The sequence below is a fragment of the Solirubrum puertoriconensis genome, assembly GCF_001483135.1.
Taxonomy (GTDB): domain Bacteria; phylum Bacteroidota; class Bacteroidia; order Cytophagales; family Hymenobacteraceae; genus Solirubrum; species Solirubrum puertoriconensis.
This window is the reverse complement of sequence record NZ_LNAL01000008.1, coordinates 122443-147155: the sequence shown is the minus strand read 5'-3', so window position 1 is coordinate 147155 and position 24713 is coordinate 122443. Positions and strand designations below refer to the sequence as shown.

The window sequence follows — 24713 nt, the reverse complement described above, 5'->3', positions numbered from 1 at the left end:
CCTTTGCACATTCTATGGAAAGCAAACGACAGCAGAAATTCGCCAGCCTGCTTACTAAAGAGCTGGCCGAAGTGTTCCGGCGCGATTTGCCGCACTTGTTCGCCGGCACCCTGCCGCCCAGCATCACGGCTGTGCGCGTAAGCCCCGACCTAGGCGTGGCGCGCATTTACCTCAGCGTGCTGCTGGCCTCCGATCCGAAAAGCCAGGTAGCGGCGGTTCAGGAGCACACCAAGGAGGTGCGCCTTGCGTTGGCCAAGCGCGTGCGCAACCAATTGCGCGTCATCCCCGATCTGCAGTTTTTCCTCGACGACTCGGCCGCTTATGCCACGCATATGGACAAGGTCCTGTCCGACCTGAACATTCCGCCGGCGCCGCCCGAAGACGAAGACGACAAGCCGCAACGCCCGCGCCTCTTCGCCGACGAGGACTAGTAGTGAGCAACGGGTATTGAGTAGTGCGTACTCAGTATTCTGCCGCCAAAACTGCTCTCACTGCGCAACCCCAGTACTTAGTACCCAATACTTCCTCCCCTTGCATTACGACCCGATTAAGCGGACGCTTGGCAACGTGTTCAACCGCACGCCTTGGCTCCGCCGGCTGTTTTACAACCTGCTCGACCTGCTGCTGCTCCGTACCTGGCACGTGCACCGCGAGCTACGCCAGTGGGCCCAGAACCGCCGCGACCAGGCCATCAACATCATCGATGCGGGGGCAGGCTACGGGCAGTACACCTACTGGCTGTCGGGCATGAGCCCGAAGTGGCAGATTCTGGCTGTGGATGTAAAGGATGAGCAGGTAAACGACTCCAACAACTTCTTCCGGCAGATTGGGCGGCCCAACGTGCAGTTTGCCATGCAAGACCTCGTGCTGTACCAGCAACCCAATTCCTTCGATCTGGCCCTGGCCATCGACGTGATGGAGCATATTCTGGAAGATGTGGAGGTAATGACCAACCTGCACACTTCGCTAAAGGACGGCGGCATGCTCATCATCAGCACGCCTTCCGACCAAGGCGGCTCCGATGTGCACGGTGCCGACGACGCCAGCTTTATCGAGGAGCACGTGCGCGACGGGTATAACATCGACGAGATTCAGCAGAAGCTGCGCAAAGCCGGTTTCGACCGCATCGAGGCCAAGTACAGCTACGGCATTCCGGGCCAGATTTCGTGGCGCTTGTCGATGAAGTACCCCATTTTGCTGCTTGGCGCCTCAAAGCTGTTCTTCCTAGTGCTGCCTTTCTACTATCTCGTTACCTTCCCGCTCTGCTTGCTGCTGAACTGGCTGGATACCACCTCCCGCCACGATTCGGGCACGGGTTTGATCGTGAAAGCTTGGAAATAAGAACCCGGCCGGTAGTTCATCGTACTACCGGCCGGCTACTTTACTAGCCCGACAGCCCGCGTTTGGGCCTGCTCCGCCGCATGAACGTACCTTTTCTGATAGCCTGGCGCTACTTCCGCTCGAAGAAAAAGCGCAACATCATCAGCATCATTTCCAACATCTCCATGATTGGGGTGGCCGTGGGAACGATGGCGCTGATCATTGTGCTATCGGTATTCAACGGCCTCGAAGACCTAGTACGCTCGCTCTACGGCAAATCCGACCCCGACCTGAAGATTACCGCCTTGCAGGGCAAGAGCTTTGCCGTCGATAGCTTTTTGCTGCAGCGCCTAGGTACGGTGCCGGGCGTGGGGTTGGTAACCGAGGTTATCGAAGACAACGCCCTGCTGCGCTACCACGAGCGGCAAATGGTGGTGAAGATGAAGGGCGTGTCGGAGAATTACTACGGGCAGAGCGACATCGATTCGGCCATTGTTGACGGCGACCACCGCCTGCGCCGCAACGGCGAAGACTTCGCCCTAATTGGCGCCGGTGTGCAGCACGAGCTCAGCATCGCGCTCGAGAACCGCTTTTCGCCCTTGCAGCTGTTGTACCCGCGCAACACGCCGGGCAAGCGCACGCTCAGCATCAACCCCGAAAACGCGTTCAACCAAGAGCCCATATTGGCCGGCGGCGTATTTGCCATCGAGCAACACGTCGACGACAGTTACATCTTCGTGCCGCTGGAGTTTGCCCAGCGCCTGCTCAAGTACGGCAACCGCCGCACCTCCTTGGAGGTGAACGTAACCGGCCGTTCCATTGATGAGGTGCAGACGGAACTGAAGCAGCTCCTGGGCGAGCAGTTTCAGGTACTCAACTCCGACGAGCAGCACGTGTCGCTGCTCAAGGCCATTAAGGTGGAGAAGATGTTCGTGTTCATCACCTTCGCCTTTATCCTGCTCATTGCCTCGCTCAACATCTTCTTCTCGCTCTCGATGCTGGTTATCGACAAGAAGAAGGACGTGGCTATCCTGATGGCCATGGGTGCTACACCCAACACCATTCGGCGCATTTTCCTGATGGAAGGCGCCATTGTGGCCCAAGTGGGGGCAGTTACCGGCCTAATCACGGGGGTAACAATTTGCTGGCTGCAACAGCGCTTCGAGTTGGTTTCGATGGGCATGGCCACCAGCGTGGTAAATGCTTACCCCGTAAAAATGCAGCTCTCCGATGTGGTGTGGGTTGGCGTGGCCATTGTGCTCATCACCATCACGGTGTCGATCAGGCCGGCGCTCAACGCCCCGCAGATAGACTTGCGCGAGAACCTCTAGCCAGCTCGACCGTTTTCGGCCGCGGCAAACCAACTTTTGGCCCCACCTCTGGGTTGTTAATAGAGCTATGCCGGTAGTTCGCCTACTGGACTAGTATTGTTGGTCTATAGCGTATAACTATTTATAGAATTAATTTCAATATTATTGAAATTATATGCTATTTAGCATTTGTTCCTACTTTCAACGCTGCTTTCGTTGTCGCCATGAAGGTTTCTACTTTACAGCCTTTCCAGATAGTGTACTCGCTCTTTGAGCACGAGTACTTGGGATATCTGTTTGAATCCTACGTGGTTCAGCGTAATGCCAAGGGGCAATTAACCCTGCAGCACCAGAACATTTCGGCCATGAACGCGGCCGAATTTGCCGATGGCCTCGACGCTATCGACTTCGAGCTGATAGCCCTGACTGACCAAATTCAGCAAGACGCCGTCATCAAAGAGTTTTGGCCAAAGAAAACCACCCCGGCCGACTTCTTCCTGAAGATCTACGACCCCGAAAAAGGCGACAAGGCCCTGCAGGAGCGCATCTGCAACTACATTCAGCAGCGCATGGGGCAGTTGCTCGATGGCCTGCACGGCAAGCAGGTGTTCATCATGGGCAAAGACGGCGAGCCTACCTGGAAGGAAATCTCGGTAGCGCCCGAGCCGGCTTCGGTGCTGTTTCACTTCCGCCGCAACCCCGAAAACACGCATTACTTCCCCACCATTCAGTACCGCGGCCAGAAGCTCGACTTTCAGCAGCGCGATGCCGTGATGGTGTGCTGCCAACCCGCTTGGATGCTGCTCGACGGTGTGCTGCACAACTTCCGCAACGAGGTTGACGGCAAGAAGCTGCAGCCTTTCCTGAATAAGAAGTTCATCGTCATACCTAGGCAAGTAGAAGACAGCTACTACCAGCGCTTTGTAGCGCCCTTGGTAGAGTCCTTTGATGTGCATGCCCGCGGGTTCGATATTCGCTCGGAGCGCTACCAGGCCAAGCCGCACCTCATCTTTTCGGATGTACCGGGGCATGGCGCTACGATGTACGACACGGACCCCAACGCCGAGCAGATTCATTTCGACATTGCCTTCCAGTACGGCGACCATATCGTGCGCAACCACGATAAGCGTGTGAGCGTGAAGCTGGAGAAGACCTCCGACTCGTACGTGTTCCACCGCCTTATTCGCGACCTGGAAAACGAGCAGAATTTCATCCGGGAGCTGCAAGACCGTGCCTTGGAGGTGCGCAACGGCCGCGCCGTGCTCGAAAAAGCCACCGCCTTTAAGTGGCTGCACTCGCACGCCGAGGAGTTGGCGCGCCTAGGTTTCACGGTGCAGCAGGGCAGCACCTCGGGCAAGGATTACTTCATCGGCACGGTAACGGTGAACGTAGGCATCACCGAGACCAACGACTGGTTCGATATTCACGGCACGGTGCGTTTCGGCGAGTTCGAAATACCCTTCGTGAAGCTGCGGCCCTACATTCTGCAGAAGCGCCACGAGTTTAAGCTGCCCAACGGCCAAATTGCCATCATTCCGGAGGAGTGGTTTACGCAGTACCTCGAGCTGTTTGCCTTCTCCGAGGAGCACCACCACTCGCTCACGCTCAAAAAGCACCACGTAGCGCTGGTTTCGGACCTGGAGAACGGCAACCTCGCCACCGTAACCATGTCGCGTAAGCTGGAGCGCCTGCGTGGCTTTGAGGCTGTGGAAGACCGCCCGCTGCCCGCCGGCTTCAACGGCATGCTACGCCCTTATCAGCAAGCCGGCTACAACTGGTTGCACTTTGTGCAGGACTACCACTTCGGCGGCTGCCTGGCCGACGACATGGGCCTAGGTAAAACCGTGCAAACCTTGGCCATGCTGCTGCAGCGCAAGGAAAGCGGTGCGGCCGGCGGCGCGGCCTCGTTGCTGGTAATGCCTACCTCGCTGGTGTACAACTGGCTGAACGAAGCCCAGAAGTTTACGCCGGGCCTGCGCGTGCTGACTTACACCGGTACCTACCGCGACAAAAACGTGGAGCAGTTTGCCGACTACGACCTCATCCTGACGTCGTACGGCATCGTGCGCCTCGATGCGGAACTGCTCAAAACCTACAAGTTCGACTACGTCATCCTCGACGAGTCGCAGGCTATCAAGAACCCCAGCTCCACCACCTCGCAGGCGGTGCGGCACCTGCACTCGCGCCACCGGCTGATCCTCACGGGCACGCCCGTGGAGAACAGCACCATGGATTTGTGGTCACAGATGTCGTTTATCAACCCGGGCCTCCTAGGTTCTCAGGCGTTCTTCCGCAAGGAGTTCCTGAAGCCGATTGAGAAGGAGAAAGACGAGCTCAAAACCCGGCGCCTGCACACGCTCATTAAGCCGTTTATCCTGCGCCGGCACAAGGCGCAGGTGGCCACCGAGCTGCCCGAAAAGATCGAGCACCTAAGCTACTGCCGCATGACGGAAGAGCAGCAGCAGTGCTACGAGGAAACCAAGAGCTACTACCGCAACAAGATTCTGCAGAGCATTGAGGAGCACGGCACCGCCAGCACCCAGTTTATGCTGCTGCAGGGCCTTACCAAGCTCCGCCAGATTGCCAACCACCCCCGCATGGCCGACGAAACCTACGAGGCCGAATCGGGCAAGTTGCGCGAGGTGGTGCGCATGATTCGCGGCGTGGTATCGGAAGGGCACAAAGTGCTGGTGTTTAGCCAGTTTGTGAAGCACCTGGAGCTGGTGCGCCACGTGCTTGATGAGAAGCAGATTGAGTACGCCTACCTCGACGGCAATACCCGCGACCGGCATAAGGAAGTAGCCCGGTTTCAGGAAACCGACGATCTGCGCGTGTTCCTTATCAGCCTGAAAGCCGGGGGCGTAGGCCTCAACCTCACCGCCGCCGACTACGTGTTCATTCTCGACCCGTGGTGGAACCCGGCCGTGGAAGCTCAGGCCGTCGACCGCGCCCACCGCATTGGGCAGGAGCGCACGGTGTTTACCTACAAGTTCATCACCAAGGGCACGGTGGAGGAGAAAATCCTGGCCCTGCAAAACCGCAAGATTCAGCTGGTGTCGGACCTGATAACCACCGACGAGGCCATCATCAAGAGCCTCACCAAGGAGGATATTGAGGAGCTACTAGGGTAGCAAGTGCCTAGCCAGTAGACTAGTTTTAGCGCAGCTCCTAGCATATGCAGGAGCTGCTTTGTTATGGAGCCATTTGCCGATTTCCTGCGCCGCATCTACCCCGTGCCCGATGCCGACCTAGGGCGCATATTACCGCTGTGGCAGGAGGTGCACTTCGGCCGGCGCGAGTTCATCACGCGGGCCGGCGAAGTGGGGCGGTACTTGTACTTCGTGCTCGAGGGCATACAGCGCAGCTACCACCTGCGCGACGGCAAGGAGTACACCCTGGCTTTCACCTACCCGCCGTCGTTCACGGGCATTCCGGAATCGGTGCTGGTGCGGCAGCCCTCGCCGCACTTCCTGGAGTGCATCACGCCGAGCCGCTTGCTGCGCTTGCCCTACGACAAAATGGAGCAGCTCATGCTCGAGTCGCCGGCGGCGGAGCGGCTGATGCGCAAGCTCACCGAGCAGATACTGGTGGGCGTGCTGCACCGCCAAACGGAGCTGCTTACCTGCTCCATGGCCGAGCGGTTTCAGCTGTTTTTGCGGCGCAGCCCGCACCTGCTCAACGCGGTACCGCACAAACACCTGGCCTCGTACCTAGGCATGGATGCTACCAACTTCAGCAAGCTGCTGAACCAGCTGCCGGTCTAAATCTTGGTGCAAACCAAGAGTTTTGCTGAGCCGCGTGGGCTCCTTTGTTCCGTCAACTTCTCCAGTCCACGGAACCATGGAAACCCCAACCGCTACCCCCGTTACACAAGCAGCTACGCCAGCCTGGCTCGACACCGCCGAGTACCCCTTTACCGCGCATTACCTGCAAACCCCGGCCGGCCGTCTGCACTACCTCGATGAGGGCCGGGGAGAAGCCATTGTATTCGTGCACGGCACGCCCACGTGGTCGTGGCTGTTCCGGCACCAGATTAAGGCATTGCGGCAGCACTACCGCTGCATCGTGCCCGACCACCTAGGCTTTGGCCTTTCCGACAAACCCACCGATTGGGATTACCACCCCGCCAGCCACGCAGCCAACCTAGCTTACCTGCTCGACTACCTGCAGCTAACCCAGGTAACGCTGGTGGTGCACGACTTCGGCGGCCCCATTGGCCTCGGCTTTGCCGCGCAACACCCCAAGCGCATCAGCCGCTTGGTGGTGCTGAATACTTGGTTGTGGGACACCAGTACCGAACCGCAGGCCCGACAGGCCGATTGGCTGCTGCACAGTTGGCTGGGCCGCTGGCTGTACCTAGGGTTAAACTTCTCGCCGCGGGTGCTGCTGAAAAAAGGCTTCGCCGACGCGCGGCAACTCACCCCCGCTATTCATCGACACTACTTGCAGCCATTTGCCCGCCGCAGTCAGCGCACCGGCCCCTGGCGCCTCGGGCAATGGCTCGTGCGCGCCTCCGATTGGTACGAAGCCCGCCGGCAGGATCTACCGCGCTTAGCCAGCAAGCCAACGCTGCTCGTTTGGGCTGCCCACGACCCCTTCTTCAACGAACAGCACCTAGGCCGCTGGCAAGCCTTGCTACCGCAAGCCCGCACCGTGCGGCTCAACTGCGGGCACTTTCTACCCGAAGAAAAGCCGGCCGAGCTAACCCAAGTGCTGGATGGTTTTCTGGCCGAAATGGCGCCAACTTCGAGTTGATGAATGGTGCTTAGCGCGAAAGTTGCCTTGCGGGCTGGCGCCGAGCGGTGTGGTTTCGGGGCGCGGTGCGGCGGCGCCACAGCACAAAACCGGTGATGCTGAGCAACGCTGGCGAAAGTCCGCCCACGGTCCAGAGCAACTTAATGAGCCAACCGCCAAACTGCCCGAAGTGCAGCGTTAGGGCTACCAGCTCCGCGCGTTCGGCCACGCCGCTGGTCCGCACATCATCAGCTCGCACAACGCGCCCCGTACTGGCCGAGAACTCCACGGTTTGGCTGAAGTTGCCGTACAGTGGGCTATCGGCCAATCGGCCCCACACCGTCACCAAGGTATCAGCCGCTGTGCGGGGCAGCAACAGGCCCTGTACCTGCAAGCCGGGTACGGCCGCGTTGGCCCGCTGGGTCAGGGTATCGAGCGAGACCTGTAGGGTAGGCTGCAGCGTTAATTCAGGTTCGGCTTCTGTTTGGTACGAGCTCGGCAGAAAGGAGGCGCGCAACATCCAGGCGCCGCTACCGGCCATAACCAGGTTAAATAGCAGCGCCCACACGCCCACCACCCGGTGCAGGCCAGAGGCCGCGGTGCGGGCATTTTTCCAGTTGATTCGCTGCCGAAACAGCAGCACTGGCAGCAGGTGCTTGCGGTACACTACAGCACCCGTGCCCACGCTGAGCAGCAACGCAATGCCCAACAAGGCCACTACCAACTCGCCCGCTTTGCCTCCGAGCAGGCTGTAGTGGAGCCCCAGGAGCCAGCCAAACAAATGCTCCCGAGCGTTGCGCTGGCCTAGGTAGCGGGCGGTGTAAGGGTCAAAATAAGCCAGCGTCCAGGTGTGGTCGGGCTGATCGACGCTGACTTCCACGGCCTGATCGGGGGTGACGGGCAGCCGGCGCAGGCGCAGGTAAGCGGGTTGCGGAAACCGCTGGCGGGCCGCCCGCAGCACCCCATCGAGCGAGGGTTGCGGCTGAGCGGGCACGGCAACGGTAAGCAAACGCGGGTTCAGGGCGTGATCCAGCTCGGGCTCAAAAAGCAGGACCACGCCACTTAAACTCACCACCAGCAGCAGTACACCCGTGGCCAGGCCCAGCCAACTATGCAGCTTGAACAGGCGCCTGGTTACTTGCGAGCGAGACATGCGCTGGGCCGCTTTAGAAGGTGTAACCTGCCGTGAGGCGGAACGAGCGGCCGTTGCCTACCCACACCACATCGCGGAAGAACACGCCCGAGTAGTAACGCGTGTCGGCCAGGTTGTAAACGTTCAGGGACAGCGAAGCACGCTTAAGCTCATAGCTCGCCACGGCATCGAAGGTTTTGTAGCTCGGTATCGAGAAACCCGAATCGAAGCTGTAACGCTTGCCCACGTAGTAGGCGCCGCCACCTAGGGCCAGGCCTTGCAAGGTGCCTTGGGGCACGGTGTACACCGCCCACACGTTGCCCGAGTGGTTGGGCGCATTCTCGAACCAAGGCGAGCCGTAGGGCTGGTCGGGGTTACCGTTTTTGGTGATGCGCGCCTCGTTGTAGGCGTAGTTGGCAATCAGGTTCAGGCCGGGTAGCACGCGGCCCGTCAGCGAGGCTTCCACGCCCCGGCTGGTAGCCTCGTTGCCGGCAATCTGCCGCTGCCCGTCGGGGTCGGTCGGGTCGGTGGTAAGAATGTTGACCTTACGAATGCGGTAGAAGGCCAGCGAACCAACCAGGCGGCGGTCCAGCAGCTCGGTGCGGGCACCTACTTCCCATTGCTTGCCGGTTTCGGGGTCGAAGGGGCCGCCGGAGCGGGGCAGGTTGGAGTACTGCGGCTCGAAACTCTGGCTGTACGAGCCGTACAGGCTTAGCTGCGGCAGCGGCTGATACACCAACCCGGCACGGGGCACAAAAGCCGATGCCGACGAAGTATCGCGGGTGGCTACTACGGCCGCCGCAGGGTCGCTAACCTGCTCGGTGCGGTCTAGGTCGAGGCTGGTGCTGCGGTATGTGTCATAACGCAAACCCAGCACGGCCTTCAGCTGCGGCGTAAGCGTGAGCTGGTCCTGCACGTAGCCCCCGATAAAGGCCACCGGGTTCTGGTAGGTGGCGTTGTAACCCTCGCCGCGGTAAGCAGCGCGGTCGGAGAGGCCGTAGCGCGGATTGAAAATATTCAGGCCCGGCACGCCCTCGTAGCTCTGCGCGTAGTCGTAGCGGCGCTGGCTGTTGCCGTAGTCTACGCCGGCCAAAACGGTATGCTCGATGCTGCCCGTGGTCGGCTTCCAGGTCAGGTAGCCGTTGACGAATACATCGGAGTTGACGTCATGGAAGTCGCGGAAGTGTCGGCTAATGGTACCTGCGGCGGCGTTGAAGCTGCGCCGGTTGATGTGGTGATACTGCTGCAGGAAATCGTAGTGCGTGTAGCGTGCCAGCAGGTTCACGCTAAGCTTGTCGGACAAACGGTGTTGGGCCAATAGCTGCGTATTCCAGATCCTGTCGTGGGCCTTGTCGTCGGGCTCGTGGTGGCTCCAGTCGCGGGGCAGCACCCCTAGGTCGCCCTGCACGGCCATGATGCCACGGTTGTACCAGGTGCCACCGTCTTCGTTCTGGTGGAAGTACGAGGACGTCAACGTAAGCTGGGTGCGGTCGGAAGGCCGGAACGTGAGCGAGGGATTAATGAACACGTTGCGGGTTTTCCAATCGCGCATTTGGTGGCCGGTGCGCTCGGCGCCCGCCACCACACGGTACAGCCACTTGCCGTCGGCGGTAAGTGCGCCGGTGGCATCGGCCACGCCCCGCATTTGGTTGAAGCTGCCGTAAGTCAGGCGTATTTCGCGCCGGGCTTCGGCCTGGGGCAGCTTGGTGGTCTGGTTGATGATGCCGCCGGGCGCCGCAAAACCGTATAGCACCGAAGCCGGACCCTTCACGGCCTCCACGCTCTCCAGGTTGTAGGTAGGCTGCGGCGTGTACGAGGAGCCACCTAGGCGTTGTCCGTTCAGGGCGAAGTTGCCGGTGCTCGACCGGAAACCGCGCATGTTGAAGTCGTTGTAGCCGCCAAACTGCGTAATGCCGGCAAAGTTGCGAATGCTCTCCTGCAGTAGCTGCACCTGCTGGTCGCGCAGCACGGCTTCGGGCAACACCTGCACGCTCTGCGGAATGTCGCGCAGCGGCGTTTCGGAACGGGTAGCCAGGTTGGTAGCGTCGCGCTTGTAGGCCGTGTAGCTGCGGCCCGTAATCATTACTTCGCCTAGCTCCTGATTGGTGCGCGCCAAGCTGATAGCCGGCACCGTGAAGGTGGCATTTTCCGTTACGTCCACCGCTTGCTCGGCGGGGGCAAACCCTACTGCCGACGCTACCAGGGTGTAGCGGCCCACGGGCACGCCCGACAACACAAAACGGCCCTGCGCATCGGTGTTGGTGCCGTAGGAAGTGCCTTTGAGGGCTACCGCAGCAAAAGCGGCAGGTTGGCCATCGGTGGTGCGAACTACGCCTTCAAGTATGCCACCCGCAACAGGCATAACCAGGGGCGATGGAAATTCAGAAGCAGCTGATGACGGAAGCGGCAACCCCGTCGCCAGCAGGGCGAGCAAAAGTGATGAATGCATGAATAATGGTGAGTAGCAGCCACGCAGGTGTTCGGGGTTGCTACTTTGGAATGGTTCTAAACAGTAGCAAAAGTATATGATCAAGCCTATTTACACAAGCTTGTTTAGAATCTTCTAAATAATTTACACTGGCAATAAGCGCAATTCTACACACTGGAGCATTACTGCAAAGAGCAGAGCATGCGCTTCCACCAGCCGTGCCCAATTGCCGTTTATCTTCTTTTGTGCTAGTTGAGCACTTGCCTTTTCGCAAACGCAGTACACAGGTCAGCCACTCGCTCCACATCGGCCGGGCTATGCAGGGCCGATAGCACTACTCGGGTAATGCACGGGTCGGTAGGAGCGGGGTAGGGAAAACTTGAGATAAGCACCTCGCGCTGTTGCAGGTAATCGGCTAGCTCGTTGGCGGCTGTGTAGAACACCGGAAATCCCTCGGTACCTTGAAAAAGCCCGGCTGGCGCAGCATCGGCAAAGCGTTGTACGTTGGCGGCCAACTGTTGCCGGGCTTGTTGGTATAGCTCTTGGGCGTGCAGAAAAGCATACAAGTAAGCAGGCACTACGGGCGAGCTAGCCGCAAAAAACGCACTCCGACGCAAACTGCCTACAAAAGCGGCATCGCCGAGTACCACCCCACCCGGTATGCCGCAAGCCTTACCTAGGGAGCTAACGACAACCAGCCGCACCGTAGCGGGCGCGGATATTTCGGTAAAGATGCCAGCCCCCTCGCGGCCAATCAGCCCGAAACCGTGCGAATCGTCGATGAGCAGGGTAATGGCGCGGTCGGTAGGCAGCTCTTTCGTCCAACTAAAATCGTAGCGCTGCACCCGCAAAGCATCGAGCGAGTTGCTAACGAGAACTACCGGGTGCGGCGTTTCGTGGCGCAAGCGGCGCAGCAGGTGCTGCGCCCATTCGTCGAAGGTTCGGGTGGCAGCTACCGGGCCGGGGTGGTCGGTAAGCCAAGCGGCGGGGTGCGTGCCCGGGGCGTACTCAAAGCGCCCAGCCTGTGCCAACGCCTTCACGGCCATTTGCCCGGCCAGGTAGCCCGAAGATACCGTTAGGGCCGCCTCGGCGCCGGCGTAGCGCGCCAGGTAGCTTTCAGCCTCCTCGTAGATGCGCAGCTGCAGCGAGCTGTTGCGCGAGCTGCTGTAATTGCTGCCGTAGCGGGCAAGGCCTTCGGCGAGCAGCGCTGCAAACGCTGGGTTGCGAGCAATGCCCAGGTAGCCCGTGCCGCTGCAGAACAGGTACTCGCGGCCGTCGGCGGCAAGCAGGGTGCGGCCCGGCAGGTGGTCGGCGTGCAGCATAGACAACTTGGCTAAGAGGAAACTACCTCAACCAACATACAAGCTTTCGAACGCCGCGGCAACATCCCTTGCCCTTGTCCGGTTAGCCTTGCATATGCGCATGCAGCTCCGCACCCCCGTGGCCCAAGCACCCGCCCAAGTGTGGGCCGGCTTCACCTGTCAGCTATTCCTCGACCTAGCCCCGCCGCTGCCGCAGTTGCGCCTCTTGCGCTTCGATGGCTGCCAACGCGGCGACTTAGTCGAGATTGAAATGCACCTAGGACCGCTGCGCCTTGCCCGCTGGACCTCGCTCATTACCGAGCACGGCGAGCTACCCAGCGGCGGGCGCTACTTCGTCGACCTAGGACAGCAACTGCCCGCGCCGCTGCGCTACTGGCAGCACCGCCACCTGATGGAAGCCGCCCCCAACGGCGGCACCGTGATAGTGGAAGATCTGGAGTACCGCACCGCATCACTGGTGCTCGATGCTTTGCTGTATCCGCTGGTGTGGGCGCAATTTGCCTGGCGTCGGCCAATTTATCGGCGCTACTTCGGGCGGCCTACCCGAGGGTAAGTACCATTCGGATATCGGCCCGCTGGTATTCCGAGGCCGGCAACGGCGCCTCCAAAAATCCCAGCTTGCAATACAGTTGCAGTGCCGGCGCCAGTTTGCGGTTCGAGAGCAGCTCCACTTCGTGGGCACCTATCTCGCGGGCTTTGGCAATGGCGGCCTGGCCCAGCAGCCACCCAATACCTAGGCCTTGTGCGCTGGGCGTTACGGCCATTTTGGCCAGCTCGTACACGCCCTCGTGCTCGAAGATGAGGGCACAGGTGCCTACCAGTTCGCCGTTGTGGCGGGCCATGAAGATGTAGCCGCCCCGATCAAGAATGTAGCCCTGTGGGTCGTCGAGCATGCGGCGGTCGAGGTCTTCGAGCACGAAGTAGCGGGTAATCCACTCGTGGTTCAGGTCGCGGAAGGCGGCTTGGTGTTCGGGGGCGTAGGCCAGAATTTCGACGGCAGCAGGGGCGGTATTCATCGGCGGCAAAGGTCGGAAAGCTGGCGCACATGCGAGCCGTAGCTGCCGAGCAAACCTAGGGCTGGTTGAACCTAGGCGGCGCGGGCGTTGTCCGTATGCCTGGTGCTTATCTCGGCTGGCCGCGCTGGGGTGCGTACCTTTGCCTTTCGTACTTGTTTTGCCGAATACCATGTCAGCCGCTACCATCTTTCTTAAGCCCGGTAAAGACCAATCCTTGCGCCGCCTGCACCCGTGGGTGTTTTCGGGCGCCATTGCCCGCATGCAGGGCGAAGTGGTGGAAGGCAAGGTGGTGAGCGTGCACGCGCACAACGGCGAGCTGCTGGGCCAGGGTCACTACGCGCCGGGCTCTATTGCCGTGCGCATGCTGGCCTTCGGCGAAACCGCGCCTATCGATGCCGACTTCTGGGTTGAGAAGCTGCGCAACGCCTACAAGCTACGCCACAGCCTAGGCCTCACGGGCCAAGGCAACACCAACGTGTACCGCCTGGTGCACGCCGAGGGCGACGGCCTGCCCGGCCTGATTATCGACGTGTACGGCGACGTAGCCGTGGTGCAGGCCCACAGCGCCGGCATGTACCAGGCCCGCCCCGAAATTGCCGCCGCGCTGCAGCAAGCCGTACCCGGTCTGCGCGCTATTTACGACAAGAGCAGCGAAACCGTGCCTGCTAAGGCCGCGCCCGATGCGCAAAACAGCTACCTCTTCGGCGAGAGCACCGGGGCGGAGCACGTGGTAAACGAAAACGGTCACCGCTTTGCCGTAGACTGGGAAACCGGCCAGAAAACCGGCTTCTTCATCGACCAGCGCGACAACCGCGCCCTGTTGGCCCGCTACGCGCCGGGGCGCCGCGTGCTCAACACGTTCTGCTACACCGGCGGCTTCTCAGTATATGCTCTGCAAGCCGGCGCCGAGCTGGTGCACTCCGTCGATTCAAGCAAAAAAGCCATCGAGCTGACCAACCGCAACGCCGAGCTATCGGGCCTAGGTGACAAGCATGAAGCCTACGCGCAGGACGTGTTCAGCTTCCTGAAAGACCGCCACAACCAGTACGACCTCATCGTGCTCGATCCGCCGGCGTTTGCCAAGCACCTCTCGGCCCGCCACAACGCCATTATGGGCTACAAGCGCCTGAACGTGGCCGGCATCAAGCAAATCGCGCCCGGTGGGCTGCTGTTTACCTTCAGCTGTTCGCAGGTAGTAAGCATGGAGCTGTTCGAGGGCGCCGTAATGGCCGCCGCTATCGAGGCCGGCCGCCCGGCGCGCATCCTGCACCGCCTCACCCAACCTGCCGACCACCCCGTAAGCCTGTTCCACCCCGAAGGCGAGTACCTGAAGGGCCTAGTGCTGGCGGTTGATTAAATTAACCAACATAAGCAACCAGTGTAGGCTGTTGAGGAGGGTAAGTATGCCTACCTCAGCAGCCTACACTGGTTATTGCAGGTAAGCAGCAGTTACAACGGTTCAGCTTTGGCTACTTTCCGGCATGATTAGCCGACCAATAGGTGCCGCACTGGCAATTATGCTGCTATTAGCTGCCTGCGAACCGCAACGTGCGGCGGAGCAATCTACTCCGCCCGTTGCGCAGCGTGCAGCTAAAACAGTCACCGCTCCAACCAACCCCGTAGCAGTGCCCGACACGGTGGATGCGAGCCGCCCGCGATACGGTTACCAACCGGGGCACGATACCACCTTTTACATCGGCCAGCAACGCTACCGCCTGCTGCTTCGGGCTGAAACGGATTCGACTAAGCCGTTAGTAGCAGTGACGGAGGGAATTGTGGGACCGTTCTACGCCGAAGACACTGCCACCTTTCGGCTTACCCACCGGGTGCGTGGCTACGAAGGCGGACAAACCATCACCTTGCTCGACCCAACAGGGCGGCAGGTATTTCGGCGTCACCTAGCTAAGGCTGACTTCTACAACACGGTTGGCCGCGACATCGTGACAGTGAGTGCGCCGGAGCGCCCATGCTTTATCGGCTACCACGCGCCAAGCCAAACGCTGGTTTTCACTATACCGGTGGGCATCCCCGACAGCGACGTGTCGAGGAATTGTGTGCTAACAGTCGGCCTTGATGGGCGAGTGCGGCAGCTAACGGCCGGGTCCTGGATGGGCGGAGAAGGCCCCGACTGCGAAGCCCAACTCCTGGCCGACGGAACGGTCCTAAACTGCGAAGAGTTGCGCCGCCCCAACGGTACCAGCGTGAAGCTGAAGAAGCCCGATGCTTCGCTAATAGCCGCGCTGCCGCTTACGGATACCACGCTTTTTACCGTTTACCGCTACGGGCACTACCGCGAATTCCTAGGTGCCGATAGCCTGAAGGATTACGAATGGGTGGCGGCCAAGCACCTGCGCAACGCACCTAATGCTTTCGTGCTGAATACCCAGGGGCAAATACGCCAGCAATTTCGCTACGCAGGCTATTATGAAGTGCTGGATTACGAGGTGCCCCGGCGCTACGTTTGGCAAACGCACTCCTACTACCTGCTCGACGAAGCACGTGGTGTGCACGTGCTCGATAAACACAACCCGGCACGGGTTACGGAAGTACGCTTTCAGCAGATGCAGCGCTTTCGCAACCCGCAGCGACCTGATGAAGTGCGTTTCGTGATGGAAACGGAAACTGCTCGGTTTGCCTTTTACGTCGATCCGGCCCAGCCAACCAGCTTACGGTACCAGCGTATGGAGGCCGCCAACAACCAACTGTGAACGAATCGGCTTTCCTGCGGTTTACTTCTGACTTTCGCGTTCAACTAGATTTATGTCCGTTTTGCCCGCCGCCCGTAAGTTCCGCCAAGCGTCTTCCCTCAAGCAGCCCGTGGCCGTAATCGGGGCGGGCATTGGCGGTATTGCGGCGGCTGTGCGGCTGGCCGCCACGGGGCACAAAGTCACGGTATTCGAAGGCCGCGACTCGTTCGGGGGCAAGATGCACCAGTTCGACTTGCCCGGCGGCTACCGGTTCGATGCGGGCCCCTCGTTGTTTACGCTGCCGCAGCTGGTCGACGAGCTGTTTCGGCTAGCCGAGCGCGACCCCAAAGACTATTTCCGCTACGAGCGTCTCGACCCGATTACGCAGTACTTCTTTGCCGATGGCACGCGCCTCACGGCCTGGGCCGACGAGGATAAATTTGCCCACGAGGTAGAGCAAAAGCTGCAGGTGCCCGCCGCCGAGGTGCGTCGCTTTTTGCACGGCGCCCGCCGCGCTTACGAGGCCACGGCCAGTACATTTCTGCACAAGTCGCTGCACCGGCCGCAGAGCTACCTCAGCCGCGACACCTTGCGCGCTGTGGCCGAAATGCCGCGCCTAGGTTTGCTTAACTCCATGCACCGGCGGCACCAGCGGGCCTTTCCGCAGGATGCGCGCCTGGTGCAACTCTTCGACCGGTTTGCCACCTACAACGGCTCCGACCCCTACCAAGCCCCTGCCACGCTGAGCATGATTCCGCACCTCGAGCACGGCATTGGCGCGTTCTACCCCGAAGGCGGCATCTACAGCATTGCCAGTAGTTTGGTGCAGCTAGCCGAGGAGCTGGGCGTGGAGTTTAGGTACAACGAACCGGTGGAGGAAATCATAACTGCTGGCGGACGCGTTACGGGCGTGCGCACGGCGCAGGATATCTACGATTTCACGGAGGTAGTCAGCAACATGGATGTGGTGCCTACCTACCGCCGCCTGCTGCCCAAGCAGCCGGCGCCCGAGCGTACCCTAGGGCAGCCTAGGTCGTCGTCGGCGCTGATCTTCTACTGGGGCATTGGGCGCGAGTTTGCGGAGCTGGGCGTGCACAACATCTTCTTCTCGGCCGATTACCGCCGCGAATTTGAGGCCATTTTTCAGCAGAAAACCGTGGCCGACGACGTGACTGTGTACGTCAACATCACCTCCAAAAAAACGCCCACCGACGCCCCCAACGGCCACGAAAATTGGTTTGTGATGGTGAACGTGCCCCACGACGAAGGCCAGGACTGGGCGGCCCTTACGCAGCATACGCGCGCGGCCGTGCTGCGCCGCCTAAACCAAGCCCTAGGGATTGACGTTGAGACGCTGATCCGGGCCGAACGCGTGTGGACGCCCCCGGGCATTGCCGCGGATACTTCGTCGCAGGGTGGGGCGTTGTACGGCAGCTCATCCAACACAATGATGGCGGCGTTTCTGCGTCACCCCAACTTCTCGCGCAAGCTAGAAGGGCTGTATTTTTGCGGCGGCTCGGTGCACCCCGGTGGCGGTATTCCGCTGTGTCTGCTATCGGCCAAAATCACTGCTGACTTAATTAATAATTCATAATTATTAATTAGTAATACTCCTTGTTGATGCCACAACCCGATCAACTAACCCCGTCTGTGGCTGCTCCGCCTGCGCCAGGCTCGTCGCGTCGCTTGCGCATCGCTCAGTTTGTGCTGCTGTTGTTCTATAGCACAGGCCTTGTGGGCCTAGGTTACTCGCAGGACCCCAGCTTTTACCTGCAGTTTATGCCCCTCACGCTGCTGCTCACGGCGGCGTTGCTGCTGGGCTTCGATAAGCACAGCCCAACCCCCATGTTCGGGTGGTTTGCGCTAACGGCCATGCTAGTGGGCTACGGCGTGGAGGTGGCCGGCGTGCAAACAGGCGTCATCTTTGGCCGCTACGAGTACGGTACTACGCTCGGGCCCAAGTTCTTGGGTACGCCCATAATCATTGGGCTTAACTGGCTGATATTGACGTATGTGGCTGGTGGCTTGGCGCAGCGGCTGCCCTTGCCCGGCTTTGCGCGCGCCGTGTTGGCCGCCGTGCTGATGGTGGGTCTGGACGTGTGCATCGAGCCGGTGGCTGTGCATTTTGGCTGGTGGAAGTGGTTCGCCGACGTAATCCCGATGCAGAACTTCAAAGCTTGGTTTGCCGTGTCGCTTATTCTGCAAGTGTATTACAACACCAGCCGGATTGCCGGCGGGCGTAATCCGCTGGTACCGTTTGTGTACATGCTGCAACTGCTGTTCTTTTTTGCATTGGGCTTGCTGATCAGCTAATTTGCCTGGCTGCCGCGCCTTCCCCCACTGCTTACTACCCGCACATGAGCCGAACTTTACGCGACACCCTGCTCGAAGAAGCCCACCAGCTATTTCGGCGCGAAGGCATTGAGAGCCAGTCGCAGGAGCAGATTATTGCAGCGCTCGATGTGTCGCCGTCTACTTTTCGCGAGATGTTTGCCGACAAGCACGACTTGGTGCTGCACACCACCTACTACGACATCGAGCGGCAAAAGCGCGAACACGAGGAGCTGTTTGCCCGCGTGCAGAACCCGGTAGGGCGGCTGCTGGGCTTGCTCGAGCTCGGCATTCGGGACTTACGCGAAATTGCCCCTTCGTATTTCGCCGACCTGATTCACCACTACCCCGATGTGTGGGAAGTGGGCCAGCAGCACTTGGCTACGTACTCGTACCCGCAGATTTCGGGCATTCTCAACGAAGGCGTGCTGCAAAAAATGCTGCGCGGCGACATTAACATTGGACTGGTAGCCAAGATCATTCTCGAGCAGCTCAACATGGTGCTGAACGAGCAAATCTTCCCGCCGAGCCGCTACAACGTAGCCGAGGTATTCCGGAGCGTGTACCTCTACTACATCCGCGGCCTCTGCACTGATGAGGGCATCCGGGCCGCCGCCGCGTACTTCGCCCGCATGTAGTTTGGGCGATACCTAGGTGCGCCTAGGTAGCTCAACCTTGGCGAGCTATACACCGGCTTCAACCAAAAAACAGCAAGGGCCGCCCCAACCGGGGCAGCCCTTGCTGTTGATAATGGCTGAGTAAGCAGCAGACGTGGTATTTGTCTGCCGCCGCGGCATCGGTTCGTTAACTAATCGACACGCGCACCTTTTTGGTGTACTCGCGCAGCGCGGCCGTAAACTCCACGCCGTGGTCTTTCATGTGGTTCAGGATCCAGATGGCGGCAAACACGTGGGTGAGTTGCTCGCCCTCGTCTTCGCCTTCTACCTCAAACGAGGGCTGACGCTCATCGAGCAGGGCTTCTTCGGCCTCTACCAGGGTTTGCAGCGTTTGGCTTTCTACGAGGCGCTTAATAGCCGGAATTTTCATAGCGGGTAGTCCTAGCGAATTTTATCGATCAGCGAGGCCACAGCCTCTTCCTTGCTGGCGGCTACGGTATCGACCAGCTCGCCATTGCGGAATACGGCAAAGAAGGGCAGGTTGGTAACGTTGGCGGCCTTGCGCGCCTCGGGGCTGTTCTCGGCGTTTACGTCCAGAAACACCACTTGCTCGTTGCCTTCCTGGTCGGAGAGGCGCTTGAACTTGGGCGAAAACAGGCGGCAGTTGCCGCACCAATCGGCGTAGTACTTTACAACTACTTTCTCGTTTTCTTGCAGAAGCTGCTGAAATTCAGCGTCGGTGGCTTTGATTACGGCCATGAATGGTATGTGTATGTAGAGAAAAGAAGCGGTTACAGATAAGAATCATTCTTATCTGGCTGCAAACCTAAAGCGTTTCGGGCAAAAAATAGTTTAGCCTTTAAAGCAGTAAGGCAGCACATCCCCAACGCACCAACGCCCAGATAGTTTACACAACCTGGTCGCAAGCCGGCTTCATGCCCTCCCGAGCAAGCCCAAAAGCTACCCTAGCTGCAGCGCTGCTGTTCCTGCCTAGGCGGTACTAGCCAACTCGCCACCCCACATACATGCTTTGCCGTACAGCAACACCATGCGACGCTTCTTTCCCTGGCTGGTAACCTGCATGGCAATGCTGCTGGCTTGCTCGCCCGACGAACGGGCCCGGTCCGAAGCGGCTCCGCCCGTGGTTCGTATGCGCAACATTGTATTCTTCGGCAACTCGCTCACGGCTGGCTACGGCTTGTCGCCCCAACAAGCTTTTCCGGCCCTTATTCAGCAGAAAATTGATTCGGCCGGCTTGGCGTGGCAGTGCATCAACGCGGGTGTAAGCGGCGAAACCACCGCCGGCGGCTTGCAGCGCCTGCCCTCGGTGCTGAGCAAGCGCCGGCCCGATGTGTTTGTGCTGGAGCTGGGCGCCAACGACGGCCTGCGCGGCATACCCGTGCGCGAAACCACCCAAAACCTGCAGCGCATCGTCGAGGAGGTGCACCGCAAGTACCCCGACACCCAGATCGTGCTGGTAGGCATGGAGTTTCCCTTCGACCTAGGGCCTTTCGGCAACCACCAGTTTGCCCGCTATGCCCAGGAGTTCAAGGCCCTGTTCAGGCAAGTAGCCGACAAAAACCGCCTGCCGTTTGTGCCCTTTCTGCTGCAGGGAGTGCTAGGTCGGCCCGAACTGAACCTGCCCGACCGCGCCCACCCCAACGCCGCCGGCTACCGCATTGTGGCCGAAAACGTGTGGCAGGTGCTCGAGCCGGTGCTACGCAGTACCGAGCAGGTACAAGCTGATTAACCCGCTGCCCTAAACGCACAAGGGGCGGGCACCCTAGGTGTCCGCCCCTTGTGGTATGTGCCTAATTACCTATGGCTACGCTTTTTGCGAAGCCAGTACCGAGGCGTTGTACATCAGTTCGTAGTACTCGGCGGCCATGCGGCCCGATTCGAACTGCGGCTCTACCTCGCGCATGGCGGTTTGCACCACGTTCCAGTACTGCTCGGAGTTGTCGTAGTACAGCGGCAGAATCTCCTGCTCCAGCACGTCGAGCGTGCCGCTGGCCTCGATGGCGTCCTTCACGTCGTCGGCTTCGTTTAGCTCGGCCAGCGGAATCAGGAAGCCGTTTTCGCCGTGGCGCACAAACTCCGGAATCCAGCCATCGGGAATGCTCAGGTTGAGGGCGCCGTTCATGGCGGCCGTCATGCCCGAGGTGCCCGACGCCTCGCGCGGGAAGCGGGGCGTGTTCAGCCACACGTCGCAGCCCTTCTTCAGCAAGGCCGAAAGCTGCAGCTCGTAGCCCGTAAGCACGGCGCACTGCTTCAGGTGGCGGGTGCGCTTAATCAGGTCGTTGAACAGGCCGATGGCGGCGTAGTCTTTGGGGTAGGGCTTGCCAGCCCAAATTACTTGCACCGGACGATCCGAGCTGCGCACCAGCGCCTCGAAGCGGGCAAAGTCGTGCAGAATGAGGTTGGCGCGCTTGTAGCCGGCAAAGCGGCGGGCCCACACTACTGTCAGGGCATCGGGGTCGAAGAGGTTGCCGGTTTGGTTGGCTACTTCCTTAAACAGCTCCTGCTTCAGCTGGCGCTTGCGGGCCTTTAGGGCGTCGGTATCCTTGGCGGCCAGGGCTTCGTGCAGCTGCTTGTCGCGCCAGTACGTGCCGTTTTGCGAGTTGGTGATGTGGATGATGGGGCAAATGCCCGCGTTGCCAGCCCACATTTGGTTGGATACGCGGCCGTGTACCGCCGATACGCCGTTGGCAATCTGCGACATACGCAGGGCCGTGAGAGTGTAGTTCACGCGCTCGTGTTCCACAAAACCCAGGCGGCGCACCTCGTCGCCCGATACACCGGCGAAGAAGGTCATGTCGTCGAGCAGCTTAAAGCCGTGCTCCTCGTTGCCGGCCAGCTCGGGGGTGTGCGTGGTAAACACCAGGCGCTTCTGCACCTCTTCCAGCTTGTGGCCGTGCTTGTTGTAGAGGTAGAAACCTAGGGGCAGGCCGTGGCCCTCGTTGAGGTGGTACACCTCGGGCGTTTTGCCGATGATATCGAGCAGCTTACCGCCGCCCACGCCCAGCAAAATGCTCTGCGCCACGCGCGCGGCCAGGTCGGCGTCGTAGAGGTGGTGCGAGATGGTGCGCGAGAGGTAATCATTCTCGGGCACGTCGGTGGTCAGGAAGAACATGGGGCACGTGCCAAACACCTCGGGCGCGAGGTAGTAGGCGCGCACCTTCACGGGGGCGCTGTGGATGGTGATGTCGAACATCACGCCCGTGTCCTGCAAAAAGCTGTACTGCTTCTGGATGTAGTCGACGCGCAGGGTCTCGTCTTGCTGGCGGGCCTGGTCGTAGTAACCGTAGCTCCAGAGAATACCAATGCCGATGAGGTTCTGCTTCAGCTCGTAGGCCGAGCGCATGTGCGAGCCCGCCAAAAAGCCCAGGCCACCGCTGTAGGTTTTCAGGGCTTGGTCGATGGCAAACTCCATGGAGAAGTAGGCCGCCGATTTGCTGAACTCGGGCGCTGGCTGGTACGAGGTAAATGAAAAGGCCATTTCGTGTGAAATCAGTTAGAAATGAGGCTTGTAAGGCTGTTGATCGAAAAGGACCGCACGGCATAGTGCGGCAAAATGCGTTGAGAGACAATGAGCGCAACCCCTTAAGCCGCAGCTACCTGGGCTGGCTGCCTTGGCCTGCCCGTTAGCCCTAGGTGCTGATGGGCTAGCACGGCCAAGGCGCAGCAAAGTGCATGCGAATTAGGGGCTAAGCGCAAGAAAAAGTAAATAAATAACGCAAATTATCTGCAATTGCCGAGGTAGGTTTGAGTGCGCGCTCCGGAGTATGCTACTTTGGTGCGTTTCCGCTAGGTTGCTTTTTCTGCTCATTTCCCCAATTCTATGCCCCGTAAGTATTCCTGGGCGCCGCTGCTGCTGATGCTGCTCGGCGCGCCTGCGGCCAGCCAAGCGGCCGAGCCGGCCCCCGTAGCCGTTGCCAAAAGCGGCATCACCCGCATCGACCCTACCTTTTGGTGGGTGGGCATGAAAAACCCCGAGCTGCAGTTGCTCGTGTACGGGCCCGGAATCGGTTCCGGCACGGCCGCAATCGATGGCAGCTACCCCGGCGTAACGCTTACGAGCCAAGAGAAACTCGAAAACCCGAACTACCTGCTCGTTAACCTGCGCATCGAGCCCACGGCCAAGCCGGGCAAGCTGCCGCTCACGTTTACGGGCGGAGCCAAAAAGCAAAAATTTCAGTACGAGCTGCGCGCCCGCACCACACCGGGCGACAAATCGAAGGTGCAGGGCATCAACACCGCCGATTTTATTTACCTGCTAATGCCCGACCGGTTTGCCAACGGCAACCCCAAGAATGACATCGTGAAAGGCATGCGCGCCCCGGGCATTGCCCGCGACTCCATGTTCTCGCGCCACGGCGGCGACCTGAAAGGCATCGAAGACCACTTCGGCTACCTCAAGGAGCTAGGCGTAACGGCCATTTGGCCTACGCCCATTGTCGAAAACGACGAGCCCAAGGCCAGCTACCACGGCTACGCCGCCACCGACTGGTACCGCGTTGACCCCCGCTACGGCACCAACGACGACTACGTGCGCTTTGTGCAGAACGCCCACAAGCAGGGCCTGAAGGTGGTGCACGACGTGGTACTGAACCACATGGGTACCTCGGGCTACCTCGTGAAGGATGCGCCCTCGAAGGACTGGTTTCATCAGTGGCCGGAGTTTACGCGCTCCAACTTCCGCGATGCCGCCTTTAATGACCCTTACGTGTCGGCGGCCGACCGCAAGCAGTTTGGCGAAGGCTGGTTTGACAAGCACATGGCCGACCTGAACCAGAGCAACCCGCAGGTGTCGCGCTACCTTATCCAGAACTTCCTGTGGTGGGTAGAGTACACCGGCCTCGACGGCTACCGCGTGGATACCTACACCTACTCCGACCGCAAATTCCTGATGGACTGGGGCAAGGCCATCCTCGATGAGTACCCCAACCTAGGCATGTTTGCCGAAACCTGGGTGCAGGGCACGGGGCAGCAGGCCTACTTCGCGCGCAACGTCTTCCCGGAGGTGCAGGGCTTCAAGAGCAACATGCCCGGCGTGCTCGATTTTCAGTTGCAGTACGCCATTAATGAGGGCCTGACCAAGGATGCCGGTTGGACGGAAGGCATTAGCAAGCTGTACTACACCATGCAGGCCGACTGGATGTACGAAGACCCGCAGCGCAACGTGGTGTTCCTCGACAACCACGACGTGAGCCGCTTCTTCTCGGTGGTGGGCGAAGACTTCCAGAAGTATAAGATGGGCATTGCCTGGCTGCTCACCACGCGCGGCACTCCGCAGCTGTACTACGGCACCGAGGTGCTGATGAAGAACTACTCCAACCCCGATGGCAAAGTGCGCGAGGATTTCCCCGGCGGCTGGCCCGGCGACAAGGAGAACCGCTTTACCAAGGCGGGCCGCAACGAGCAGCAAAACGCCGCTTTTGAGTACGTAAGCCGCCTGGCCAACTACCGCAAGAGCCACCCGGTGCTGCACACCGGCAAGTACATGCACTTCATCCCCGACAACGGCGTGTACACCTACTTCCGCTACAACGAGCAGGGCGAAACCGTGATGGTGGTGATGAACGCCAGCAAAGAGGCCAAGACCGTAGACACCGCCCGCTTTGCCGAGCGCATGCAGGGCTACAAATCGGCGCAGGAGGTAATTACCGGCACCTCGCTCGATAACCTGGCCTCGCTGAAAGTGCCGGCCTACACCGCGTGGGTGCTGGAACTGAAGAAGTAGTCCCTAGGTGTTGCACGCAGCGCATTTTCGCCAACCCCGAGGGTGCGCTGCGTACAACACCGTAGTTCTTGGG

At 60.0% G+C, this 24713-nt stretch carries 22 protein-coding genes; 14 read left to right on the top strand and 8 right to left on the bottom strand.

Features of this window, described 5'->3' with window-relative positions:
- Positions 1-14: 14 nt before the first annotated feature.
- From ASU33_RS14760 to ASU33_RS14735, 6 genes are all read left to right on the top strand, one after another.
- Positions 15-431, top strand: a complete 417-nt coding sequence (locus tag ASU33_RS14760) for a ribosome-binding factor A (protein ID WP_059071629.1) — start codon at positions 15-17, stop codon at positions 429-431.
- Positions 432-531: 100 nt separating this feature from the next.
- Complete coding sequence (locus ASU33_RS14755) at positions 532-1341, top strand: class I SAM-dependent methyltransferase (RefSeq protein WP_059071628.1); 810 nt, start codon at positions 532-534, stop codon at positions 1339-1341.
- Between the two features lie 80 nt (positions 1342-1421).
- On the top strand, positions 1422-2651 hold the full coding sequence (locus ASU33_RS14750) for an ABC transporter permease (RefSeq protein WP_059072727.1): 1230 nt from the start codon (positions 1422-1424) through the stop codon (positions 2649-2651).
- Positions 2652-2854: 203 nt separating this feature from the next.
- Positions 2855-5761 carry a DEAD/DEAH box helicase gene (locus ASU33_RS14745; RefSeq protein ID WP_059071627.1) on the top strand — a complete coding sequence of 969 codons (2907 nt, stop codon included), beginning with the start codon at positions 2855-2857 and terminating at the stop codon, positions 5759-5761.
- Positions 5762-5824: 63 nt separating this feature from the next.
- Complete coding sequence (locus ASU33_RS14740; protein ID WP_059071626.1) at positions 5825-6394, top strand: Crp/Fnr family transcriptional regulator; 570 nt, start codon at positions 5825-5827, stop codon at positions 6392-6394.
- Between the two features lie 76 nt (positions 6395-6470).
- Positions 6471-7385: an alpha/beta fold hydrolase gene (locus tag ASU33_RS14735; RefSeq protein ID WP_059071625.1), complete on the top strand. Its 915-nt coding sequence runs from the start codon at positions 6471-6473 to the stop codon at positions 7383-7385.
- Positions 7386-7395: 10 nt separating this feature from the next.
- Here ASU33_RS14735 and ASU33_RS14730 read toward each other — a convergent pair whose 3' ends face one another.
- The 3 genes from ASU33_RS14730 to ASU33_RS14720 all read right to left on the bottom strand — a co-directional run bounded on the left by ASU33_RS14730 (position 7396) and on the right by ASU33_RS14720 (position 12246).
- Entirely contained in the window at positions 7396-8517 is a 1122-nt protein-coding gene (locus ASU33_RS14730) for a PepSY-associated TM helix domain-containing protein (protein WP_059071624.1), read from the bottom strand.
- A 13-nt stretch (positions 8518-8530) separates the two neighbouring features.
- Positions 8531-10858 carry a TonB-dependent receptor gene (locus ASU33_RS14725; protein ID WP_059071623.1) on the bottom strand — a complete coding sequence of 776 codons (2328 nt, stop codon included), beginning with the start codon at positions 10856-10858 and terminating at the stop codon, positions 8531-8533.
- Positions 10859-11172: 314 nt separating this feature from the next.
- Positions 11173-12246 (bottom strand): aminotransferase class I/II-fold pyridoxal phosphate-dependent enzyme, encoded by a 1074-nt coding sequence (locus ASU33_RS14720; protein WP_059071622.1) that lies wholly within the window; start codon positions 12244-12246, stop codon positions 11173-11175.
- Positions 12247-12346: 100 nt separating this feature from the next.
- On the opposite strand from ASU33_RS14720, the gene ASU33_RS14715 reads away from it, so the two are divergent.
- Positions 12347-12799, top strand: coding sequence for an SRPBCC family protein (locus ASU33_RS14715; protein WP_149867244.1), 453 nt, complete (start codon positions 12347-12349; stop codon positions 12797-12799).
- Here the strand turns inward: ASU33_RS14715 and ASU33_RS14710 are convergent.
- Positions 12786-13262: a GNAT family N-acetyltransferase gene (locus ASU33_RS14710; RefSeq protein WP_059071620.1), complete on the bottom strand. Its 477-nt coding sequence runs from the start codon at positions 13260-13262 to the stop codon at positions 12786-12788. The two genes, ASU33_RS14715 and ASU33_RS14710, sit on opposite strands and share 14 nt — an antisense overlap.
- Positions 13263-13431: 169 nt before the next feature.
- On the opposite strand from ASU33_RS14710, the gene ASU33_RS14705 reads away from it, so the two are divergent.
- The 5 genes from ASU33_RS14705 to ASU33_RS14685 all read left to right on the top strand — a co-directional run bounded on the left by ASU33_RS14705 (position 13432) and on the right by ASU33_RS14685 (position 18918).
- The gene (locus ASU33_RS14705) at positions 13432-14619 is read left to right on the top strand and encodes a class I SAM-dependent rRNA methyltransferase (RefSeq protein WP_059071619.1); all 1188 of its coding nucleotides are present in this window, start codon (positions 13432-13434) and stop codon (positions 14617-14619) included.
- A gap of 268 nt (positions 14620-14887) precedes the next feature.
- A complete protein-coding gene (locus tag ASU33_RS14700; RefSeq protein WP_160328207.1) occupies positions 14888-15970 on the top strand; it encodes a hypothetical protein in 1083 nt (360 codons plus the stop codon).
- A gap of 52 nt (positions 15971-16022) precedes the next feature.
- Positions 16023-17543, top strand: coding sequence for a 1-hydroxycarotenoid 3,4-desaturase CrtD (crtD, locus tag ASU33_RS14695; RefSeq protein WP_059071617.1), 1521 nt, complete (start codon positions 16023-16025; stop codon positions 17541-17543).
- Positions 17544-17599: 56 nt separating this feature from the next.
- On the top strand, positions 17600-18262 hold the full coding sequence (locus ASU33_RS14690; protein ID WP_160328206.1) for a carotenoid biosynthesis protein: 663 nt from the start codon (positions 17600-17602) through the stop codon (positions 18260-18262).
- A 44-nt stretch (positions 18263-18306) separates the two neighbouring features.
- The gene (locus tag ASU33_RS14685; protein ID WP_059071615.1) at positions 18307-18918 is read left to right on the top strand and encodes a TetR/AcrR family transcriptional regulator; all 612 of its coding nucleotides are present in this window, start codon (positions 18307-18309) and stop codon (positions 18916-18918) included.
- 166 nt (positions 18919-19084) lie between these two features.
- Here ASU33_RS14685 and ASU33_RS14680 read toward each other — a convergent pair whose 3' ends face one another.
- From ASU33_RS14680 to ASU33_RS21595, 3 genes are all read right to left on the bottom strand, one after another.
- Positions 19085-19327 (bottom strand): DUF6952 family protein, encoded by a 243-nt coding sequence (locus ASU33_RS14680; RefSeq protein ID WP_059071614.1) that lies wholly within the window; start codon positions 19325-19327, stop codon positions 19085-19087.
- Positions 19328-19338: 11 nt separating this feature from the next.
- The gene (locus ASU33_RS14675; RefSeq protein WP_059071613.1) at positions 19339-19656 is read right to left on the bottom strand and encodes a thioredoxin family protein; all 318 of its coding nucleotides are present in this window, start codon (positions 19654-19656) and stop codon (positions 19339-19341) included.
- 231 nt (positions 19657-19887) lie between these two features.
- Positions 19888-20058 carry a hypothetical protein gene (locus ASU33_RS21595; RefSeq protein WP_173664842.1) on the bottom strand — a complete coding sequence of 57 codons (171 nt, stop codon included), beginning with the start codon at positions 20056-20058 and terminating at the stop codon, positions 19888-19890.
- Between ASU33_RS21595 and ASU33_RS14670 the strand changes: the two genes are divergently transcribed.
- A complete protein-coding gene (locus ASU33_RS14670) occupies positions 20048-20647 on the top strand; it encodes an arylesterase (protein ID WP_059072726.1) in 600 nt (199 codons plus the stop codon). The two genes, ASU33_RS21595 and ASU33_RS14670, sit on opposite strands and share 11 nt — an antisense overlap.
- Before the next feature lie 75 nt (positions 20648-20722).
- On the opposite strand, the gene glgP is transcribed toward ASU33_RS14670, so the two are convergent.
- The gene (gene glgP / locus ASU33_RS14665) at positions 20723-22396 is read right to left on the bottom strand and encodes an alpha-glucan family phosphorylase (protein WP_059071612.1); all 1674 of its coding nucleotides are present in this window, start codon (positions 22394-22396) and stop codon (positions 20723-20725) included.
- Positions 22397-22738: 342 nt separating this feature from the next.
- On the opposite strand from glgP, the gene ASU33_RS14660 reads away from it, so the two are divergent.
- A complete protein-coding gene (locus ASU33_RS14660; protein WP_078063167.1) occupies positions 22739-24640 on the top strand; it encodes a glycoside hydrolase family 13 protein in 1902 nt (633 codons plus the stop codon).
- The last annotated feature ends 73 nt before the right edge of the window (positions 24641-24713 follow it).

Bases quoted from the DNA above. Each gene is read 5' to 3' on its own strand.
- ASU33_RS14735 (WP_059071625.1), top strand. From the start codon at position 6,471: ATGGAAACCCCAACCGCTACCCCCGTTACACAAGCAGCTACGCCAGCC.
- glgP (WP_059071612.1), bottom strand. From the start codon at position 22,396: ATGGCCTTTTCATTTACCTCGTACCAGCCAGCGCCCGAGTTCAGCAAA.
- ASU33_RS21595 (WP_173664842.1), bottom strand. From the start codon at position 20,058: ATGTTGCGCATACGAACCACGGGCGGAGCCGCTTCGGACCGGGCCCGT.
- ASU33_RS14730 (WP_059071624.1), bottom strand. From the start codon at position 8,517: ATGTCTCGCTCGCAAGTAACCAGGCGCCTGTTCAAGCTGCATAGTTGG.
- crtD (WP_059071617.1), top strand. From the start codon at position 16,023: ATGTCCGTTTTGCCCGCCGCCCGTAAGTTCCGCCAAGCGTCTTCCCTC.
- ASU33_RS14685 (WP_059071615.1), top strand. From the start codon at position 18,307: ATGAGCCGAACTTTACGCGACACCCTGCTCGAAGAAGCCCACCAGCTA.
- ASU33_RS14715 (WP_149867244.1), top strand. From the start codon at position 12,347: ATGCAGCTCCGCACCCCCGTGGCCCAAGCACCCGCCCAAGTGTGGGCC.
- ASU33_RS14720 (WP_059071622.1), bottom strand. From the start codon at position 12,246: ATGCTGCACGCCGACCACCTGCCGGGCCGCACCCTGCTTGCCGCCGAC.
- ASU33_RS14660 (WP_078063167.1), top strand. From the start codon at position 22,739: ATGCCCCGTAAGTATTCCTGGGCGCCGCTGCTGCTGATGCTGCTCGGC.
- ASU33_RS14745 (WP_059071627.1), top strand. From the start codon at position 2,855: ATGAAGGTTTCTACTTTACAGCCTTTCCAGATAGTGTACTCGCTCTTT.
- ASU33_RS14670 (WP_059072726.1), top strand. From the start codon at position 20,048: ATGCGCAACATTGTATTCTTCGGCAACTCGCTCACGGCTGGCTACGGC.
- ASU33_RS14705 (WP_059071619.1), top strand. From the start codon at position 13,432: ATGTCAGCCGCTACCATCTTTCTTAAGCCCGGTAAAGACCAATCCTTG.
- ASU33_RS14760 (WP_059071629.1), top strand. From the start codon at position 15: ATGGAAAGCAAACGACAGCAGAAATTCGCCAGCCTGCTTACTAAAGAG.
- ASU33_RS14750 (WP_059072727.1), top strand. From the start codon at position 1,422: ATGAACGTACCTTTTCTGATAGCCTGGCGCTACTTCCGCTCGAAGAAA.
- ASU33_RS14680 (WP_059071614.1), bottom strand. From the start codon at position 19,327: ATGAAAATTCCGGCTATTAAGCGCCTCGTAGAAAGCCAAACGCTGCAA.
- ASU33_RS14740 (WP_059071626.1), top strand. From the start codon at position 5,825: ATGGAGCCATTTGCCGATTTCCTGCGCCGCATCTACCCCGTGCCCGAT.
- ASU33_RS14675 (WP_059071613.1), bottom strand. From the start codon at position 19,656: ATGGCCGTAATCAAAGCCACCGACGCTGAATTTCAGCAGCTTCTGCAA.
- ASU33_RS14710 (WP_059071620.1), bottom strand. From the start codon at position 13,262: ATGAATACCGCCCCTGCTGCCGTCGAAATTCTGGCCTACGCCCCCGAA.
- ASU33_RS14725 (WP_059071623.1), bottom strand. From the start codon at position 10,858: ATGCCTGTTGCGGGTGGCATACTTGAAGGCGTAGTTCGCACCACCGAT.